The organism is Maribellus mangrovi, assembly GCF_037646455.1.
GTDB lineage: Bacteria > Bacteroidota > Bacteroidia > Bacteroidales > Prolixibacteraceae > Draconibacterium > Draconibacterium mangrovi_A.
In genome coordinates this window covers 1,634,672-1,653,664 of the sequence record NZ_JBBIXN010000001.1, presented here as the reverse complement: position 1 = coordinate 1,653,664, position 18,993 = coordinate 1,634,672, and the positions used below count along the sequence as shown (strand labels likewise).

General features: G+C 41.7%; 18 protein-coding genes. 2 read left to right on the top strand and 16 right to left on the bottom strand.

Annotated features, from left to right (window positions below; genetic code table 11):
* Positions 1-200: 200 nt before the first annotated feature.
* The 4 genes from WFY05_RS06355 to WFY05_RS06340 all read right to left on the bottom strand — a co-directional run bounded on the left by WFY05_RS06355 (position 201) and on the right by WFY05_RS06340 (position 3,483).
* Positions 201-800 (bottom strand): methyltransferase family protein, encoded by a 600-nt coding sequence (locus WFY05_RS06355; RefSeq protein ID WP_340111923.1) that lies wholly within the window; start codon positions 798-800, stop codon positions 201-203.
* Positions 801-901: 101 nt separating this feature from the next.
* Entirely contained in the window at positions 902-1,834 is a 933-nt protein-coding gene (locus WFY05_RS06350) for an outer membrane beta-barrel protein (protein ID WP_340111922.1), read from the bottom strand.
* 117 nt (positions 1,835-1,951) lie between these two features.
* A complete protein-coding gene (locus WFY05_RS06345; RefSeq protein WP_340111921.1) occupies positions 1,952-2,980 on the bottom strand; it encodes a hypothetical protein in 1,029 nt (342 codons plus the stop codon).
* A gap of 17 nt (positions 2,981-2,997) precedes the next feature.
* Positions 2,998-3,483 (bottom strand): RNA polymerase sigma factor, encoded by a 486-nt coding sequence (locus tag WFY05_RS06340; protein ID WP_340111920.1) that lies wholly within the window; start codon positions 3,481-3,483, stop codon positions 2,998-3,000.
* A gap of 97 nt (positions 3,484-3,580) precedes the next feature.
* On the opposite strand from WFY05_RS06340, the gene WFY05_RS06335 reads away from it, so the two are divergent.
* Entirely contained in the window at positions 3,581-4,438 is an 858-nt protein-coding gene (locus WFY05_RS06335) for a TraB/GumN family protein (protein WP_340111919.1), read from the top strand.
* Between the two features lie 52 nt (positions 4,439-4,490).
* Here WFY05_RS06335 and WFY05_RS06330 read toward each other — a convergent pair whose 3' ends face one another.
* The 3 genes from WFY05_RS06330 to dtd form a co-directional block, all read right to left on the bottom strand.
* Positions 4,491-5,540, bottom strand: coding sequence for a branched-chain amino acid aminotransferase (locus WFY05_RS06330; protein WP_340112268.1), 1,050 nt, complete (start codon positions 5,538-5,540; stop codon positions 4,491-4,493).
* A gap of 221 nt (positions 5,541-5,761) precedes the next feature.
* The gene (locus WFY05_RS06325; protein WP_340111918.1) at positions 5,762-6,097 is read right to left on the bottom strand and encodes a nucleotide pyrophosphohydrolase; all 336 of its coding nucleotides are present in this window, start codon (positions 6,095-6,097) and stop codon (positions 5,762-5,764) included.
* On the bottom strand, positions 6,098-6,553 hold the full coding sequence (dtd, locus tag WFY05_RS06320; RefSeq protein WP_340111917.1) for a D-aminoacyl-tRNA deacylase: 456 nt from the start codon (positions 6,551-6,553) through the stop codon (positions 6,098-6,100).
* Between the two features lie 105 nt (positions 6,554-6,658).
* Between dtd and WFY05_RS06315 the strand changes: the two genes are divergently transcribed.
* A complete protein-coding gene (locus tag WFY05_RS06315) occupies positions 6,659-9,040 on the top strand; it encodes a TonB-dependent receptor (RefSeq protein ID WP_340111916.1) in 2,382 nt (793 codons plus the stop codon).
* Here the strand turns inward: WFY05_RS06315 and WFY05_RS06310 are convergent.
* From WFY05_RS06310 to WFY05_RS06270, 9 genes are all read right to left on the bottom strand, one after another.
* Positions 9,037-9,543, bottom strand: a complete 507-nt coding sequence (locus tag WFY05_RS06310; protein ID WP_340111915.1) for an OsmC family protein — start codon at positions 9,541-9,543, stop codon at positions 9,037-9,039. The two genes, WFY05_RS06315 and WFY05_RS06310, sit on opposite strands and share 4 nt — an antisense overlap.
* A gap of 148 nt (positions 9,544-9,691) precedes the next feature.
* Positions 9,692-10,699 carry an adenosine deaminase gene (locus WFY05_RS06305; RefSeq protein WP_340111914.1) on the bottom strand — a complete coding sequence of 336 codons (1,008 nt, stop codon included), beginning with the start codon at positions 10,697-10,699 and terminating at the stop codon, positions 9,692-9,694.
* A 60-nt stretch (positions 10,700-10,759) separates the two neighbouring features.
* Positions 10,760-11,866 carry an acyltransferase family protein gene (locus WFY05_RS06300; RefSeq protein ID WP_340111913.1) on the bottom strand — a complete coding sequence of 369 codons (1,107 nt, stop codon included), beginning with the start codon at positions 11,864-11,866 and terminating at the stop codon, positions 10,760-10,762.
* Between the two features lie 76 nt (positions 11,867-11,942).
* Entirely contained in the window at positions 11,943-12,689 is a 747-nt protein-coding gene (locus WFY05_RS06295; protein ID WP_340111912.1) for a DUF6090 family protein, read from the bottom strand.
* A gap of 3 nt (positions 12,690-12,692) precedes the next feature.
* On the bottom strand, positions 12,693-14,735 hold the full coding sequence (locus WFY05_RS06290) for a S9 family peptidase (RefSeq protein ID WP_340111911.1): 2,043 nt from the start codon (positions 14,733-14,735) through the stop codon (positions 12,693-12,695).
* Between the two features lie 193 nt (positions 14,736-14,928).
* The gene (locus tag WFY05_RS06285; protein ID WP_340111910.1) at positions 14,929-15,645 is read right to left on the bottom strand and encodes a DUF6090 family protein; all 717 of its coding nucleotides are present in this window, start codon (positions 15,643-15,645) and stop codon (positions 14,929-14,931) included.
* A 155-nt stretch (positions 15,646-15,800) separates the two neighbouring features.
* Positions 15,801-16,835 (bottom strand): DUF6090 family protein, encoded by a 1,035-nt coding sequence (locus tag WFY05_RS06280; RefSeq protein WP_340111909.1) that lies wholly within the window; start codon positions 16,833-16,835, stop codon positions 15,801-15,803.
* Between the two features lie 56 nt (positions 16,836-16,891).
* On the bottom strand, positions 16,892-18,214 hold the full coding sequence (locus WFY05_RS06275) for an MFS transporter (RefSeq protein WP_340111908.1): 1,323 nt from the start codon (positions 18,212-18,214) through the stop codon (positions 16,892-16,894).
* A 50-nt stretch (positions 18,215-18,264) separates the two neighbouring features.
* Positions 18,265-18,984 (bottom strand): DUF6090 family protein, encoded by a 720-nt coding sequence (locus WFY05_RS06270; protein WP_340111907.1) that lies wholly within the window; start codon positions 18,982-18,984, stop codon positions 18,265-18,267.
* Positions 18,985-18,993 lie beyond the last annotated feature (9 nt).

Here is an 18,993-nt window from a genome sequence, read left to right as displayed (position 1 = left end):
ATTTGTGAACCCCAAAATGGTGCTGTGTTAGCCTGCTTTTATATACCGGATCTAAAAACTCTGTTTTATCTCCCTGTATTTCAATAATTTTCTTGTTTGCGAATGCTTGTTTTATTCGGCTCACATTTGCCGAAGTTCCTTATTTTCTATTAAAATCAACTAACTAGATTGTAACTAACCGATCAGTTAGCTAATGATTTTTAGAAATATCTTCGTGTTTTCTGGCGGTATTTCAGGTATTCTTCACTGTAATTATCAGCCATAAAACGTTCTTCTTTCAAAATAAAAAAGTGAATGCTGACTACTGTAGTTGCTGCAAAAACCAGAAAGAAGATACTTGGCAAAACCATTGCAGTCCCGATGAAATAAATATCGAGCGAAAGAAAAAACGGGTTGCGAGAAATCGAAAAAATTCCGATGGTTATTAACTTTCCCCTGGTGTTTTTGTCGAGGCCAAATCGAAGCGAGGTGTTGAAATGTGTGAGAGTTATTACCCACATAATCAAAGAAATTAGAATAAAAATACTACCGGTAATTTTCAATATAATACATTCAGAAAGCCAGTTTGAAAGAGGTTCAGGAAGAAAATGTAAAGAAATTTGAAAAGCCGGTCTTACGATTTCAAATAACCAAAGTAGAAATATCAGTACAAAAACCGGAAGTAAAAGTTTAGAAACCTTATTATTATTCGCGGCCTTTGAACTAAGCTGAATACCCTGTTTGTGCAGAGTTATTATGCGGGAAAACAAAATTAACGCAAGAAGTAGAAATCCTACTAAAGGTACGATATCCAAGATCATCTGATAAAATGTGATTTCACCCTAAGTTAATCAGACTACGCGAAATAAAAAATCCCCGGCTATACACCGGGGATAATCTTGAATATTATTCTTGTTTGGCTTTAAATATTCGGGAATGATATACCTATCATCAACGGATAAATCTCAGGACCCTTGTTGTCTTTAAACAGCGAAGTCATGCTGTAATTAGCAAACACACAAAAATCGCCAAAACCAATACGTCCGGTTACCTCATATTTCCATTGGTTGATATGATAACCACCTTTTGATTTATTTTTTTCACCTCCGTGATATTTATATTTTGTATGTGAACCCAAATACAGGCTGCCAATAACACCACCGGCCAGATATAAACGCGAGCTACCCATTCGAAGCGGAGTTTTTACTTCGAGCATTAATGGCGCAGTTATGTAATTAACATGTAACTTCGATTTTCGAACAGATTCGTTATCCTTACGGATATCGACCGGCACAATCATTCCATAACCATCCTGTTTTTCTATGGTTACAGGATCATTAAACGCATAATCAGTAAAACTGAATCCGAGACCGGTTACCACGCCAAAAGTTTTACGTTCGTTTTTAAAAGCAAATTCCATGATGTTTAGGTTCCAGGTCAGCGATTTTCCCGGATTGAAATCAAGAAATTCACCATACTGTTCATATTCCGTTCCTTGATAAAATGAATAATCAGCCTTGCCAATCATGTTTGGTCCAACTTCAAGACCGGCCCAGTGAGGATTAAAACGACCCGACCATTTTGGACGGTTTTTGTCTTTTTCCACTTTTACGTAGGTTCCGTTGTGTCCTTCAATAACTTTAAAGGTGCGTCGTCCAATACGAATGTGTGTGGTATCGCCCCAATCATCGGTAATTACTTCCATGCCATCGCCAACGGCTACTTCCACGCGATCGTCGTCTTCAACAATGGTAACCACATTCTTTTTCATCACTTTAACCTCGGTCGTATCGTTTTGCGCCAGGCTGCCGGTGGCCACTAATCCGCAAATAATAAAGATCAATAATTGTTTCATTTCTTTTCCAGTTTTAATGTTCTGATGCTGTGACGGACGGTGCGGGTGAAAAGTTACAGGCAATAAAAAAAGAGTTGTCCGTAAACAACTCTTTTTCTGAAATTATGTGATTAAATATTATTCCGTTTCTGAAGGAGATGAAGGAATGGAGAATGCCAGCAGTCGTGATTCGTAGTTGTATTCCGTTACTTTTCCTTTGTCGTTGGTTTCGTAGGTAAACCGTTCGTTCGAAATGCTGGTTACCAGATTTAATCCTGCTTTGGTAATCTTTTTCAGGCTGAATTTTTTTTTCAGGTTGTCGGCCAGCAAATGTTCTTCATCCGGTTCATTTACTTCGTAGATCAATGTCATAGTAGCGAGTACCGGCTGCGGTTCCTTAATATCGATTGATGCAATCAGCGAATTCATTTCTGGCATGTTCTCGACGGGTACACGGAACTGTGTCAATTTCTTTTCTTCTAAACTTAGGTTTGTTGCGTTCCGAATACTATTTGTTGTTTTTGCCTGAAGAAGCTCTTCTTTTGGTGTTGTTTCTGCAAGCTGATTTTCAACGGCTTCGGGAATTGTTTCTTCTGTTTTAACCGTGTTTGCCGGTTCTGTATTTTCAGTTTTTTCTTCTACCTGAGCCACCTGGTTTTCTGGAGCCAGGGTTTTATCGTTAGTATTCATCAAACTAAAAATGGCGAATGCCAAAATTAGCACGGCAGCTACTCTGCCTGCCCAGAATAATACAATTGTTCGCCCGGATTTTTTATACAGCTTTTTTTTGTGTTCGTAGTGAATGTTTTCGTCGGCTTTGAGGATGGTTTGAGAGAAAAGCTCTACGTCTCTCTGCTTGTCAAGATGATCAGACAGGTAGTTTTCAAATTCACGTTTTTCTTTTCCCGAAATTTCTCCTTCAAGGTTATCGATAGCGGTTTTGTTAAATGCTTTCTCCTCGTCGTATTTTACTTTGTATAACTTGTCTTTTTTCGAAAATGAAGTTGATTTGGGAACAACCTCAATACCTTCAAAAAGATTTAATTCTTCTCTCAGATCGGGATTTTTCTGTAAAAACTCAATAAAGGTGTCCACCAGTTTTTCTTCGAGCTTACCTTCGAGGTAATCGACAAAATATGCTTCGTAATTTTTCCTTGTAATTTCCATCTCGCTCTCCTCTCCTTTTACGCAACAGCTTCAATGCTCCCGATATACTTTTTCAAAAATACCCGCGCCCTGTAAATGTATACTTTCACCTGTGCTTCGCTCAACTTTGTCAGTTCACCGATTTCTTTATAATTATACCCTTCGTAATCGCGCAAGAGCAAAACCATTCGCTGAATTTCGGGTAGCCGATCCACAGCTTCTTTCAATATTTCGCCCAGATCCGAATAACTGTTTTCACGCCCTTGTTCCGGGATGCTGGTATCTTCCGCAAGCACCGATTTTTTTTCCTTGCGAATGCGGTCGATCATCGTGTGGTAAGCTGTCGTGAAAAGATATGATTTTACTTTTACAGCATTAACATTCTCAACATTCTTCCACAGCTTCTCATAACTATCCTGCACAATATCTTCAGCCTTATGCACGTCCTTAATGCTTTTCAGCACAAAGCGGAACAATCGGTCCGAGTATTCATCAACAGCCTGGTTGTATTCGTCTCTTGTCATTAGTTTTCTGAGGCATTTACATCCTATACGACGGATAACTTGTCGGTATGTTACAGGTAAATTTTATCTTTAACAAAAAACTCATTAAAAATAACCGATGAAACACCTATTCTTCGCAACCGCCATTCTTTTACTGATTTCATTTGCAGCGCATTCTCAATCTTCGGTTTGGAAAGTTGAGGGAAACGATACCCAGTTCTATATCGGAGGCAGTATTCATATTCTGAGAAACCAGGATTATCCTTTGCCGGAAGAGTTTTATGAGGCTTATGATCATTCTGATATCCTGACTACAGAAATGGATATGAATGAAATGAATAATCCCTCGAATGCCATGAAGATGCAGCAGAAACTGATGTTTCAGGATGAAAGCACATTGAGTGGCGTGTTGAGTGAAGATGTTTACAGTAAATTGGATTCGGTATGTAAAGGTCTGGAATTGAATATAAAAGTTATGGACAAGTTTAAGCCCTCTATGGTCATTATTACGCTCACGTTTCAGTCGCTACAAAAGCTTGGCGTTACTACCGAAGGTGTTGATGTACACTTTACAGCAAAAGCTAACCGGGATGAGAAATCGCTGCTTTTTTTAGAGACATTTGATGAGCAACTTAGTTTCATCGAAAGCATGGGAGAAGGTAATGAAAATGAATTTGTACTGTATTCGCTGGAAGATATTGAGACCAACGAAAAAGAATTTATTGATTTAATTGAGGATTGGAAAACAGGACAGCAGGAACTACTACAGCAACAGATGCAGGATTTTAATTTGAATTATCCCGATATCTACCAAACGCTGGTTGTGAAAAGAAACAACAACTGGATGTCTCACCTGGAGAGCTACCTGAAAACACCGGAAGTAGAATTTGTAATTATGGGTGCTGCACATTTGGTAGGTTCCGACGGAGTTCTGAATAAACTCAGGCAGAAAGGGTACACGGTGAGCCAGCTGTAACAAAAAAACCGCTCTTCATACGAAGAACGGTTCCTGGTTTATGCTGCGTATTTTATTCTACAACTTCTACCCAACCGTATGTATCGGGTTCGTCGCCATACTGGATGGCACGCAGTTTATTGTAAAGTTTGGTCGACCATTCGCCGGCTTCTTCCTGATTGCCGTATTTAAACCATTTGTCGTTATCGGCATCGTAAACGCCTTTAATTGGAGATATAACAGCAGCGGTTCCGCAGGCTCCCACTTCTTCAAACTCCGCCAGTTCTTCATACGGAACTTTCCGGCGTTCAACCTTCAGTCCCATTTCTTCAGCCAAAACGATTAGACTTTTGTTGGTGATCGACGGTAAAATTGAATCCGATTCCGGAGTAATGTAAGTATTGTTTTTAATCCCGAAGAAATTGGCAGGACCGCATTCGTCGAGGTATTTTTTCTCTTTACTATCGAGGTAAAGCACAGCAGAAAATCCTTCCTGTTTGGCCTTTTTACCTTCGTACATGCTGGCTGCGTAGTTTCCGCCAACTTTGTATTTACCTGTTCCCTGTGGCGCCGCGCGGTCGTATTCGCGGTAAATTACCAGGTTGGTGGGTTTAAATCCTTCGGGGAAATACGGGCCAACCGGCATAACAAATACCATGAACAGGTATTCGTCGGCAGGTTTTACACCAATTTGCGGACCGGAACCAATCAACAACGGACGAATGTAAAGAGCAGCTCCGCTATCGTAAGGAGGAACAAAACGTTCGTTTTTCTTAACGGCCAGTCTTACGGCTTCAGTAAATTTTTCAACCGGTAATTTTGCCATCAGAATTCCATCCGATGAACTCTGCATGCGTTTCGCATTTTCGTCCATGCGGAAAATGCGGATACTTCCGTCTTTTCCCTTAAAAGCTTTTAGTCCTTCAAAAGCTTCCTGTCCGTAATGCAGTGCCGTTGCCGACATATGTATGTTGATTGTGTTGGATGTGCTGACTTCCAGTTCGCCCCATTCACCATTGCGGTAGTAGCAGCGTACGTTGAAATCGGCGTCGCGGTATCCAAAACCCAGGTTTTTCCAATCGAGATTTTCCATTTTTGCTTTTACGTCTTGCTTGTTGCTGATAATAAATGCAACTTTTGTTGCATGAGCAAAGTAAGGAAAATTTCTGTTATGAAAACAGTATTTTAGTCATGAAACCCGTTTGTTATAAATGTTTTATAACGTACGGAAATATGATCAGACTTTTAATTCATAAAGACAACGGGCGTGATTTCGGGAAATTTTACAGCGGAACAGGATTTTTCTTCAGAAATGTAAAACAGGACTGTAAACCCGGGAACAGCTTATTTAAGTTTGTCATTATTCCGGTGCCGGTCTTTGTCGCGCGATGTTTTTTTAGCCATGTTTTTTAGAAATGCTTCGTTTAAATCCACATCGGTTTGGTTGGCCAAACATATAAGTACCCAAAGCACATCGGCCATTTCATCTGCCAGCTTGTATTCTTCGTCCGACTTTTTAAACGACTGATCGCCGTATTTACGGGCTATGATCCGCGCCAGTTCGCCCACTTCTTCCGTAAGTATCGCCATGTTGGTAAGTTCACTGAAATAACGCACGCCGATAGTATTGATCCATTCGTCAACTTGTTGCTGGGCTTCGTTTATCGTTAATGTTTTCATTTAAAAATCTTTTTGTTTCGAATCGATGATAATAGTAACAGGGCCATCATTAATGAGTGCCACATCCATCATGGCTCCAAATTTCCCGGTACCTACTTTTTTCCCAAGAGCAGTCGTAGTTGCCGCCACAAATTTTTCGTACATGGGAATCGAAAGCTCAGGCCGGGCAGCGCGAATATAAGACGGGCGGTTGCCTTTTTTGGTGCTGGCCTGAAGCGTAAACTGGCTCACTACAATCACATCGCCATCAACATCAGCAACCGACAGGTTCATCACTCCGTTTTCATCGTCGAATACCCGTAATTGAACGATCTTTTTTACAAGGTAGGCAATGTCGTCATCGGTATCTTCGCTTTCGATACCGACCAAAACGAGCAGCCCCTTTCCGATCGATGAGATCATTTCACCTTCAACCGTAACTGAAGCTTCTTTTACTTTTTGAATAACAACTCGCATTATTTTCTGCTTTAATTCAACTAAGGTAAAAAAACGAAGGATTCTCTCAACTTTTATTTATTATTGTTGTTTAATTTTGCGACAATTAGTTTAGACAGAAAATACATGAAAACCATAAAAATCATCTTCATCTTTATTATTGTTCCATTCTGGGCCATGGCGCAAAAGGCTTCGTTGAGCGGGAAAGTGCTCGATGCCACCAGCAACGAACCACTGCCTTTTGTTAACGTATTAGTTTCCGGTACTACAATTGGAACGATCACTGACGAAGACGGACGTTTTGTTTTTAATGATCTCGATCCGGGATTTATTCGGGTTGAAGCTTCGTTTGTTGGATACAAAACAGCGATTTCAAGTGAAATAGAAGTCAACCGGAGCGGCGCTGCTTCATTGGAAATTAAGCTCGAAAAGAGTACATCAGAAATTGAAGAAGTAACTGTTACGGCATCGCCTTTCCGAAAAACGCCTGAAAGCCCGGTTTCGCTCCGAACCATCGGGATTGGCGAAATTGAAAAAAGTCCCGGCGCAAACCGCGATATTTCAAAGATTATTCAGTCATTCCCGGGAGTGCAATCAACCCCGGCATTCCGAAATGACGTAATTATTCGTGGTGGAGGTCCTTCGGAAAGTACGTTTTACCTCGATGATGTTGAGGTTCCGTTCATCAATCATTTTGCAACTCAGGGAGCATCGGGTGGTCCGGTTGGTATCTTAAATGCCGACTTTATCCGCGAAGTGAATTATTTTTCAGGAGCATTTCCGGCCAACAGGAGTGAAGCACTTAGTGGTGTTCTTGAGTTCAAGCAGATTGATGGAAATGATGAAAAGCTTAAGTTTCACGGAACCCTTGGAGCCTCCGAAATTGCAGCTACTCTTGACGGCCCGATCGGTGAAAAAACAAATTACGTGTTCTCGGTGCGTAGGTCTTACCTCCAGTTTTTATTCAGTGTTTTAGAACTGCCATTTTTGCCCAATTTTACCGACACGCAGTTTAAAGTGCGTACCCGTTTCAACCGTAAAAACGAGCTTACGGTTATTGGTTTGGGCGCCTACGACATTAACAGGCTGAACCTCGATATTGAAGATCCGGATGAACAGCAGGAATACATTTTGAGCCAGCTGCCCGAAAACCGGCAATGGAGTTATACCCTGGGGGCGGTGTATAAGCATTACCGCGACAACAGTTACCAAACATTTGTAGTTAGCCGAAGTCATCTGAACAACCAGGCTGATAAATACCTCGAAAATGACGATTCCTCGGAAGCCAATAAAATAATCGATTACGAATCGCAGGAGGTAGAAAACAAGTTTCGTTTCGAAAACACCTCGCGCATCGACGGCTATAAACTTAATTTTGGTGCCAACCTTGATTTGGTGAACTACCAGAACACGACTTTTTCGGGTAGGTTCTATAACGGCGAATTAATTCCGGTGAACTACGACACCAACCTCGATCTGGTAAAATACGGCTTGTTTGCGCAGCTAAGCAAAAGTGTTTTCCACGAACGGCTGGCGCTTTCACTCGGCGTTCGTACCGATGCCAATAATTATTCTTCGAGCATGAATAATGTGCTCGATCAGTTTTCTCCGCGTTTTTCGGCTTCGTACAGCTTAACGCCACAATGGAGTGTGAACTTCAATACCGGGCGATACTACCAGTTGCCTTCGTACACTGCGCTTGGTTTTAAGGAGAACGATGTTCTAGTGAATAAGGAAAACAAACTGAAATACATTTCGGTGGATCATTTGATTGGCGGGCTCGAATTCCGACCAAAATCAACGGTGCAGTTATCAGCTGAGGCATTTTGGAAAGGCTACAGCGATTATCCTATGTCGGTAAACGATGGAATTAGTCTGGCCAATAAAGGTGCTGATTTTGGTGTGATCGGCGATGAGGAAGTGGTTTCTACATCCGAAGGCCGTGCTTATGGAGCTGAATTTCAGGCACGAATCAATTCCACCGACGGCTTCAATTTTAACCTGTCATATACTTTGGTGCGCAGCGAATTTACCGATGCAAGCGGGAGTTACATTCCTTCGAGCTGGGACTCGAAACATTTGCTTGTTTTGACTAGCACAAAAGATTTGAAGAACGATTGGCGTATTGGTGCCCGCTGGCGTTTTGTAGGTGGTTTGCCCTACACGCCATGGGATTTGGAAAAATCGTCGCTGGTGGAAGCCTGGAACCTAACCGGCGGACCGTACCCCGACTATTCAAAACTGAATACCTTACGCTTCGATCCGTTTCATCAGCTCGATCTGCGTGTGGATAAATCGTTTTACTGGGAAAAATGGACAGCCAAATTTTATATCGACATTCAGAACCTGTACAATTTTCAGGCAGATCAGCAGCCGATCGTGGTACGCGAAACCGATGCCAACGGGAACTTTCTGCTGACCGACAATGGTACTCGTTATGTGTTAAACGAAATAGCCAACACAACCGGTACAGTACTGCCCACGATTGGGATTATTATTGCGTTTTAGTGGATTGAAATAGATGAGCTGACCGGAGTGGCAGTAGTTATTGTTTGCAAAACCACGCAATATCTTTCAGTAAGTTTTAAGAGTGTGGCTTGCGTTTCGGAGTTGGCATTACAGTCCAGCACAAAAGAAAGTCGGATATTTCGAAAACCCACCGGTGCTTCCCTTGAAACAGCAAGTGTCCCTCTGAAGTCGAGATCGCCTTCTGCTTTTACCATACCGCTTTTCAGGTTAATGCCAATTGCTGTTGCAACCGATTTTAGGGTAACTCCTGCACAGGCCACCAATGCTTCAAGCAACAAATCGCCCGAGCAGGCCAGTGTTCCGTCGCCTCCGGTGGCCGGGTGCAAACCAGCCTGCGCCAGCCGCTGTCCGGTTTCAACCTTACAGGATATTCCATCTCCAATATTTCCTTCGGCTGTTAATGTAACCACAGCAGATTCTGGATTGCTTTTATATTCCTCCTTCAGGGGTGCCTGCATTTTCCGTAGTTCTTCAGAATTCATGACTTTTAATTTTAGATGGTGCAAAAATACGGCCTGAACCTGCAGATGAAGGTTAATCATTGAGTTTGACATGCTAAAATCAAAAACAATTGAAATCTTCAGAAGTTTTGTGCTTGAAACATTGAAAAGGGGGTGCTAAAATTTATGTTCAGAATGCAGCCAACTCAGCAATCCAGCGCTCCTTTTCATGTTCACTAAGAAAACTGGCTTTGAAAGAATTGGCAGCAAGCTGAATAATTTCATCTTTCGAAAGATTAAGGGCTTCGGCAGTTTTCAAATAATTCTGAACCAGGTAACCTCCAAAGTAAGCCGGATCATCAGAGTTTATGGTCGCCATAACACCTTTATCAAGTAGTTTTTTCAGAGGGTGGTCTTTCAGGTCGTCTACCACTTTTAGTTTCAGGTTCGAGAGGGGACACACCGTGAGCGGCATGTGCAAGCGAGCCAGTTCCTTCAACAGTTCTTCATCTTCAATGGAGCGCACACCGTGGTCGATGCGTGAAACGCCAAGCAGATTTATGCTGTCCCAAACATTTTGAGCCGGACCTTCTTCTCCCGCGTGTGCAACAGCACGGAAACCTTCTTCGCGGATCATTTTATAAAGTCGTTCGAACTTAGCCGGCGGGTGTCCCACTTCCGAAGAATCGAGACCAAAACCTGTAAAATATTCCCTGAAAGTGAGCAGTTCCTTAAAAGAGTTAATCGCATCTTCTTCGCTTAAATGCCGCAGAAAATTGGGAATTAGCCTGCTGGTAATTCCCCAGTTCTGTTTCGCCTGATTCAATGCCAGTTGTATGCCATTTACCACAGTTTTTAATGGCACTCCACGATGGGTGTGCGTTTGCGGATCGAAGAATATTTCGGTGTGTACAATGTTCTCTTCACGGCATTTTTTCAAATAAGCCATGGTGAGCTCGTAAAAATCCTCTTCCTGTAAAAGTACCCCGGCACCTTGGTAGTAAATATCAAGAAATTCCTGCAGGTTACTGAAACTATAGGCCGCGTGAACTTCCTCAACCGAAGTATGGTTTAGCTTGATATTGTTGCATCCGGCCAACCTGAATATAAGATCAGGTTCGAGTGTTCCTTCAATATGCACATGAAGTTCGGCTTTGGGAATGTCGCGAATCAGTGTTTGCAAGTCGTTTGAATTCATTGCTTGTTGTTTATTCAAATATAAGAAACCTGATTGAGAGGAAAATGTTGAAAAATCAGCTTAAAAAATGCGTTTTAATAACGGAAGTTGTTTGATCAGCCAGGCAAAAAGAAAGGCTACCAACATTGCTATTGGAGCCACGATCACGAATTTCAGCAATTGCGGTACACTAAATCCAACAAGAAGCGCACTAATTCCTACAATAATAGGCGCATGAAAAACAAATACGCCATAAGCACTGTCAGAAAGGGCCTTTGCCAGTTTTCCCTGTCTGTTTGCATATTTTTTTGCCAGTCCCAGCAGGCCAATGATCAACGCAAATCCTGTTACCTGTTCCCAGATGGCCCAGGCAAAATTTTGCCAGGTCATTCCACCCAGAAATGGATCCATTCCATTTTCCTTACCTCCAAAATAAAGAAAAGTTGGCAGAACGATCATTATCATTATTTGCGCAAAAATAAACCAGCGTTTCCCCAGTTTGAAATCAATAGAATCGAGCCAGTTATTTTGATAGGCAATAATACCAACAACAAAAAGCACAATGTACTGGATGAAAAAAGGTAGCTGCAGATTGGTGTGTGGAATGCTCCAACCCACATGAAAGCGTAATCTTATAAGAAATTGAATCAATCCAACGATTAAAGCAGAGAGGATAATCAACCTGGTTCCGGGAAAACTGATGCGGATGTTCAGTAAGGACCTGCGGAAAATTAAAAGAAGAAAGGTAAAGATCAACAGAGCCTCAACAAACCAAAGCGGGCCAAAACCCCAAACCCGGTATTTCCATATAAAATTCCAAAGGCTGGCGTCGTCGTTTCGGATGAAATGATAATTGATCCAGACGGTGAGCGCTTGCAGTATAAAATAAAAGATTGCCAAAGGAATTCCCAAACGAATGAGCCGGTCTGTGACAAATTTTCCAGTGGATTTTCGTTGAATTGATCCGGCAGTAAAATAGGCCGAAATCATAAAAAACATCCCCATAAAAAAGGCCTGGTTGGTTATATTGAACATGGCCTGAAAAAGTAGTGCCGGCATTTCAGCACTCGATTCGTTATAGTACCAGTCACCCGGGGCACCGTAGGTAATATTCAAATGAAGTAAAACCACTAAACTTATCAGGAAAATACGGAGATTGTCGATGTAATACAGGCGTGCCTTAGTCATGGCAAAGCTTTAAGAATGAGTGTTAAAGGTAGCAAAAAAGGTCAATTGATATATCACAACTTACTTATACTCTAACTTAGTTTGAGTTAATCTTTTCAAGTTCATTGTTAATCTGTTGCAACAAGGGGATCAGGCGATCATTTACACGGTTCATTCTTCGGTTAAGCGAGTAAGCATAAGTCAACTCCTGGTTGGCAAGACTCAGAAATTCGTCTGAATTTATTTTTTGAAGGGCGCGTTCATAGTCTTTTTTATCGGGTTGATAATACTCTTGTGGATTATAGGGGATCAATGAATTTACAAAAGTAGCGTATTCGCTTCTGAGGTTATTCATGTATGTAATCGAAGTACTGATCGAGGTGTAATACTGTATGATGTGCAGTTGCAAGTCTTTATTTCGGATGAGTTTAAGATTTCCCGTGCTGATGATGTCCTGGTAGGTACTCGATTCTTCAAAAACGGCTGCGCGACTCAACTTTCCGCCTTTTCCTATATCGACAAAAAAAGCTGCAGTGTCCTGTATTTCTTTGCCATACTTGATGTATTCTCTTGCCAGTTCCAGACCGGCAACTTTATCCGGGTAATCGCGTGTCCAGTAGACATTAAGAAACACAGAATCGCGTTTCATTTCTTCCAGAAAATTTTCGAGGTATTCCCGCTCTTTATTTTGATCGATACGGTTGGAGTTCCAATTGTTGATTTGCAGCGCAATCAGTATCCCGATCACCACCAACAGAATTTCGCCAACGGCATAGCGCAGGTACTTCGCCACCCGGTTTTCGGCAGCCAGTTTGTAGCGCATTTTTGAGAAGAAACGAAGCATATTCTACCTGTTTCGGTAATGCTCGAACCAACTTAAAATGGAAGCCACTTTATACGCCATACCACTTGGTTTGCTGGTAATACCATGCGAAGCGCCCGGAATACGAACCATAGCCGTTTCCACTTCCTGCAGCTTCAGGGCCATATAATATTGCTCCGATTCGGGCATCGGTGTACGGTGATCTTCTTCGCCGGTAAGCACCATGGTTGGCGTTTTTACGTTTCCCACCAGCGACAGCGGCGAAAGTCGGAAATACTCATCGGGAATTTCCCAGGGTTTGCCGCCGAAAACATACTTGGTCGCCCAAATGGCCAGGTCGGCATACAAAGCTTCACTTGCCCAATTGATAACGGGTTTGGCCGAAACCGCAGCCCTAAAACGATCGGTTTTACCAACAATCCAGGCGGTAAGAACTCCACCGCCGCTACCTCCGGTTACAAAGAGGTTATCGGTATCGATGTAACCACGGTTAATCACGGTATCAACTCCCGACATCAAATCGTCGTAATCGTTGCCCGGATAATTGTGATGAATGGCATTGCCAAACGCTTCACCATACCCGGTGCTTCCGCGCGGATTGGAATATAGCACTACATAACCGTCGGCAGCGAACAATTGTATTTCGGCAGTAAAAGAGCTGCCATACATCGCCCATGGGCCACCGTGAATTTCGAGAATCAGCGGGTATTTTTTATTTGGATCGAAATCGGGAGGGGTTACAATCCAGCCCTGAATTTTCTGACCATCGAACGACGATTCCCACCAGATCTCTTCCACGTTGCCAATTTCGCGGAAGGCAAAAAGGTCGTCATTCAAACGGGTTAAGCGCTGTGTCTTCCCGTTTGCATAAACACCCAGATCAGCTGGATGATTTACCGAACCGATTGTGTACGCAAAACTTCCGTTGTTTGAAACGCTGAAATTACCAGCATTATAAGGGCGTCCCAGCGAAAGTCCGCCGATGCCCTCCACGAATGTTTCAACTTTACCGGAAAGACTTACAGACGACATCTTGTTATCGCCCTGATCGCCATAAAGAAAATACAAACCTTTGCTATCGCTTTTCCAGATCACATTGCTGACGTCGCGATCGAGATAGGCAGTAAGGAGTTTTGGATCCGAACCATCTGTATTCATTACATAAAGTGCCCGAACCTGGTAGCCTTGGAAACGATCATCAAATCCGGTGTAAGCAATTTTTTCCCCATCGGGAGAAACGGCCGATAAATCATCGGGCCCAAAACGATCGGTGAGTGCAGTAATTTCGCCGGTTTCGAGGCTAAGGCTGTATACTTCTGAATTGTATGGAACCAACTCGTGATCGTCGTGAAGGTTGGCTGTAAAATACAATTTTTTCCCGTCGGCCGCCCAAGCCGGAGAGCTATGATCGTGTGCCGAAGTTGTCCACTGGCGCGGAGTACCACCGTCCATTCCAATGGTGAAAATCTGGCGGTTGCCGGGTTTCAAAAAACCGCGGCCATCGGCTTTGTAATTCATTTCGTCGATGTACACCGGTGGCTCGGCCCATTTGGCGCCTTCAGGCTTAGCCGGAAGATCGAGCAAGGATTTCTTTTTCGAAGGCACAAACATGGTAAATGCCAGTTGACTATCGTCGTGCGACCACTCAAATTGCCCCGGTGTTTGACTGGTGTTGGTGAGTGCCACCATTTGTCGCGTATCGAGGTACATTACATACAGTTTCATTTTATCGTCTTGCCGGTTGGAGAGGAAAGCTACTTTGCTTCCATCGTGCGACCACTGCGGACTGACATCATTTTGGTTTCCCTGTGTTAGAGGGCGCGGATTACTACCGTCGGAATTCACGATCCAAAGGTTGGCGTATTTCCTGTCGGTCATAATGTCCATAAACACACGTTGGTAAATGATCTTGCTACCGTCGGGTGAAATTTGCGCGTCGGCAACCATTTCCATATCGAAAATGTCGTTGATCTGCAGCGGGCTTTTCAAGTTGTTTTGTGCTTGTGCTGCGGTGAATACAGCAACAAAAAGCAGGGCAAAAACAAAAAACAATGTAGATTTTTTCATGTGGTGATATTTTATAAATTTTGTTCTGAATAACTATTCTTTTATTTCTAAGTAAAGATCGATGGAGTAAATCAACTGAGATGATTCTTCAAACATCGCTTCTGCCCAGTTTGTTTTCGGTGGCCAGTTTGTAGCGCATTTTTGAGAAGAATTCGGAACATAGGCTATGGTAATATTTCGTTTGTATTTTCAGTTATTCATTGATGTAATTTTCCAATGATTTTTTCATTTTCTCTGACTCGTTTATTATAAATTCAATACGATATCGAGCACTTTTGTAGGTATTTGAGTACAACTTAATGCCATTAAGAAAGTCTTGATTATGAAAGGGATCTTTGATTTCTACCCATTTAATAATCGACGCTTCTCCGTTTGGATTCACCTCAACACCGGTAAGCCAAAATTTATCCAGAAGTTTTTTAGCTTCATTACTTGGTTGCTTGTATTCACTTTCAATCATCAGATTTATTCTCGGATACAGAAAATCATATAATCGTGCAAGACCTTCGCGAACAGAATCATCTGTTATCTTATCCAGTCCTACAGATTTTAAGGACTCGTACACACCGGAATCATAGCCAAATCTTATTCCCATAGAAAGGTAGGGCAGGTATTTCTGAAGCGAATCCGCAGAACTCTCATTTTTGCCCATTAAACGATGCAGGTTTGAAACTCCGAATTCCATCGAATCAAGGCGACCTAATAACATGTGATATATTCCCAGGTCGTTATCGATGGTACGTACCAGATCAGTTAATATTTTTTGTTCATAAACCTGAATTTTTCGTCTTTCATTCCAATTGTTTATTTGCAAAGCAATCAGAATTCCGATTACCACCAGCAAAATTTCACCAATAGCATAACGAAGATATTTTCCCACCCGGTTTTCGGCAGCTAGTTTGTAACGCATTTTTGAGAAAAAACGGAGCATAATATGGAGTTAAGTTTCATTAGTAACCTATGCAAGCACTTTATTGTTCAGTAATGATCTAAATACCAGCGAGTAGAATAAATATCCCAACAAATGTTTCAACCATACAGGTTTTATATTGTGTTTTAATTCCTCTATTCTTCAAGTAACAAAAATCCGTTTCTTACAGGGAAATAGACCTTTTCGCAATTGTCTCCCAATTGAACATATTCCTTGTCATCGATAGAGATTATCCTTCGAGATTCAGGATTTAGGCCTATTCTTAAATTCTCATTATTCTCTCTGTTGATTTTATGCAATATTACTTCTCTGGACGATGGGTTATAAACAATAAATATGTTCCTGAAACCGATGAAATCAGGATCAACCTGATTTACTATATCACAATTATATTCCTTAAACGGGATCAATCCTCTGTCTATAAGAAAGGTACCAAAATCAACTTTGCTTTTCCCTTTTTGCTTTAGGTTCCATAATAGCACAAGAGATACATTTCTGATCGTTGAAGCACCATAGAAATTTTCATTCAACTGAAAGTTTAAATAGTGAATGACCTTATTTCTGAAAATTTGATTGTTTTGAATATAGTCTTCTCTTTTTGCATTTGAGATGCTATCGGAATCATAAAACCAGGGTAATTCATCCGAAAATTCTTTAAATCGTTGAAGACTCAGCTCTGTAGCTTTTGTCTCCCACGCCTGTCTCTGTACAATGTTCCTTTTTAGGTTTTTAGCAATAATAAGAGTGGATTTATCTTCTGGCAGTAGTCTCTTTTCTAGAGCTATAAACGCGTTTAAGTTCTCTGTCTGCAGATCTTGTACATAGGTGTCAAAAATTCCAAAATTACCATAGAAAGAACCAAAACCGTACTTTAGATCTCTCAATGTCTTTTGGGTTTCAAGTTCATTCAATACATCGCTTAATTCATAGCCTACATTTAATAAATAATTGGTTGATGAGATATTGTTTTCCAGCTCCAGTTCCAGTGCTCTCTTGGTGTCAGTAATGTCTTGTTGTATTTTCCTTCGTTCATTCCAGTTATTTACCTGCAACGCTATCAAAATTCCAAATACCACCAGCAAAATTTCGCCAATGGCATAACGCATGTATTTGACAACTTTGTTTTTGGCGGCCAGTTTGTAGCGCATTTTTGAGAAGAAACGTAGCATAAATTATTTTTTAATCGTGAATGAAAATTCAGGCAATGAGCATTAATAAAAACTGATTACACATATTTGGTTTCAATTTCCTCCATATCTTTTTTGTGCTTTTCAAAATTCATAAAACGCATCGTAACCAAAACAACAGCCATAAATAACAGATAGGTCATAAAAACAATTTGCCAGCTGAAATAGGTTTTTAATAGCCCCATTATGTAAGGACCAACTGAAAGACCGACATTGGCAATGGCCATGTAAAGCGTAAACTGGGTGGCTGCAATTCTTTTCCAGCTTAATTGCATAGCTATGGCGAATATGGAAATGGTTATAAACACGTCGAGGACATAAAAGGCGACAAAAAATCCGATCACAAAATAATTGTTGGTCCAGAATTGAGAAAGAAACGTCATCCCCAACAATAATGCGATTAGTGACGCGGCATAAATGGTCATCATACGTATTTTCCCAAATATGTCGATCATTGCCCCGCCAACAAACATACCCAGTACTCCTGCTACAAGCGCCGAAGAAGCAAAAACCCGGGAATAAAATGCATCCGTCCATCCCAGTTCCTGCACGGTAAACACCGGCAATATGGCATCAATAAGACCTCTTCCGACTGCCTGGCTAAATGCAGCAACTCCCATAATCAGGCTCATTGGTAATATAAAAGCCCTGAACAGGCTTTTAAAAATCACTCTCCAGCTGTGAAGTTGCATTTCCTGTGTTTTCGGAGAAGCTTTTCCCTGCGACCAGGGAAGACGTTTTTCACCCGGCCGTTCTTTCAGTAGTAACGGTAAGAGCATAATAGCCATCACAATTACGGCAAAGGCCATCATAGACAGGAGGTATCCGTAATGATTAATCAACCAGCTGGTAATGGCAACCGTTGCTGATGTTCCCAAAACTTTAGATCCCCACATTAAACCATTGGCCCGGGCTTGTTGGTCGACAGGAAGAATATCGATGGCCAGGCTGTCAACAGAAATGTCCTGAAAGATACTGGCAAGACTACTCATAAAACCCAAAAACATAAGGATGGAAAGGTGGCTCAATGGATCTTTGACGATGGCAAGTGTAATAAAATTGACCACCAGTCCTAACTGACCAAACAATATCCAGGGTTTACGCCGTCCCATGGGCAAAAAGGTAAACCGATCCATAAACGGTGCAACAACGATTTTGAAACTCCATGGAATAGCTATTATCGCCACAAAACTTCCAATCTCTGCAGGTGTTTTACCGTTCATGGCCATCCATGCCGGTAAGGCATACCACAATAATCCGTTTGGAATTCCCTGGGCAAAATACAGCGCTGAGAAAGTGAGGTAACGCAACAATGCATTTTCTGAAAGTGCCGGTACCTTCTCTTTTTTTGTTATTTCCATTCCCACGAAATTCATAGGCAAAAATTGTAGTTGTTATTTTGCTTCAGATTTTACGGTGATTTTCCCAATTCCTTATCGATCAACCGGAGGCAGTTTTCCATGCTTACCATAACTTCCTGAATCCGGTATTGTGCACCGCCAACATAAGTTGCTGTCTGAATCAGAAGTGGTTCATATTCCTCTCTGAGCCAGAACTCCTTATATTTTTCGGTTTTGTTTATTTTGATGTTATCCCCTTCTTTATGCGCTATCGGTGTAAAAAGCAGATTAAAATATTCCCGCTGTTTATCCCAGGTTTTATTGGGAATTTCCAAGGCAGAAGTAGTCCAGGGAAGATAAAAATCATAAAGCTGTACCAAAGCATTGCGTATTGAATCATTCGAGATCTTATCCATACCTGACGATTTTATGGCTTCATAAGGGCCGGAATTATAGTAGAATAAATACCCCCGGTCAAGGATGTTCATTTTACTGATTAAAGAATCGGGAACCGGTAAATTTTTCAGGTGTAAATCAAGTAAGACCGTGTTGAGCGAATCTGTTCTTGCTAATCGCTCGTTCACCAGGTAATCAAAAAAGTCCAGATCGTGAATCAATGCATTTCTGCTTTCGCTTAGCATTTTAATTTCGTACCGGTGTGCTTTCTGGTTTTCGTTCCAGTTGTTAATTTGCAGTGCTATTACTATTCCAATCACCACCAGTAAAATTTCGCCAATGGCGTAACGCAGATATTTTGCTGCCCGGTTTTCGGCAGCTAATTTGTAACGCATTTTTGAGAA

Excerpts from the sequence above, each read along its gene's own strand:
- WFY05_RS06355 (WP_340111923.1), bottom strand. The coding sequence starts at position 800 with ATGATCTTGGATATCGTACCTTTAGTAGGATTTCTACTTCTTGCGTTA.
- WFY05_RS06350 (WP_340111922.1), bottom strand. The coding sequence starts at position 1,834 with ATGAAACAATTATTGATCTTTATTATTTGCGGATTAGTGGCCACCGGC.
- WFY05_RS06345 (WP_340111921.1), bottom strand. The coding sequence starts at position 2,980 with ATGGAAATTACAAGGAAAAATTACGAAGCATATTTTGTCGATTACCTC.
- WFY05_RS06340 (WP_340111920.1), bottom strand. The coding sequence starts at position 3,483 with ATGACAAGAGACGAATACAACCAGGCTGTTGATGAATACTCGGACCGA.
- WFY05_RS06335 (WP_340111919.1), top strand. The coding sequence starts at position 3,581 with ATGAAACACCTATTCTTCGCAACCGCCATTCTTTTACTGATTTCATTT.
- WFY05_RS06325 (WP_340111918.1), bottom strand. The coding sequence starts at position 6,097 with ATGAAAACATTAACGATAAACGAAGCCCAGCAACAAGTTGACGAATGG.
- dtd (WP_340111917.1), bottom strand. The coding sequence starts at position 6,553 with ATGCGAGTTGTTATTCAAAAAGTAAAAGAAGCTTCAGTTACGGTTGAA.
- WFY05_RS06315 (WP_340111916.1), top strand. The coding sequence starts at position 6,659 with ATGAAAACCATAAAAATCATCTTCATCTTTATTATTGTTCCATTCTGG.
- WFY05_RS06310 (WP_340111915.1), bottom strand. The coding sequence starts at position 9,543 with ATGAATTCTGAAGAACTACGGAAAATGCAGGCACCCCTGAAGGAGGAA.
- WFY05_RS06305 (WP_340111914.1), bottom strand. The coding sequence starts at position 10,699 with ATGAATTCAAACGACTTGCAAACACTGATTCGCGACATTCCCAAAGCC.
- WFY05_RS06300 (WP_340111913.1), bottom strand. The coding sequence starts at position 11,866 with ATGACTAAGGCACGCCTGTATTACATCGACAATCTCCGTATTTTCCTG.
- WFY05_RS06295 (WP_340111912.1), bottom strand. The coding sequence starts at position 12,689 with ATGCTTCGTTTCTTCTCAAAAATGCGCTACAAACTGGCTGCCGAAAAC.
- WFY05_RS06290 (WP_340111911.1), bottom strand. The coding sequence starts at position 14,735 with ATGAAAAAATCTACATTGTTTTTTGTTTTTGCCCTGCTTTTTGTTGCT.
- WFY05_RS06285 (WP_340111910.1), bottom strand. The coding sequence starts at position 15,645 with ATGCGTTACAAACTAGCTGCCGAAAACCGGGTGGGAAAATATCTTCGT.
- WFY05_RS06280 (WP_340111909.1), bottom strand. The coding sequence starts at position 16,835 with ATGCTACGTTTCTTCTCAAAAATGCGCTACAAACTGGCCGCCAAAAAC.
- WFY05_RS06275 (WP_340111908.1), bottom strand. The coding sequence starts at position 18,214 with ATGGAAATAACAAAAAAAGAGAAGGTACCGGCACTTTCAGAAAATGCA.
- WFY05_RS06270 (WP_340111907.1), bottom strand. The coding sequence starts at position 18,984 with ATGCGTTACAAATTAGCTGCCGAAAACCGGGCAGCAAAATATCTGCGT.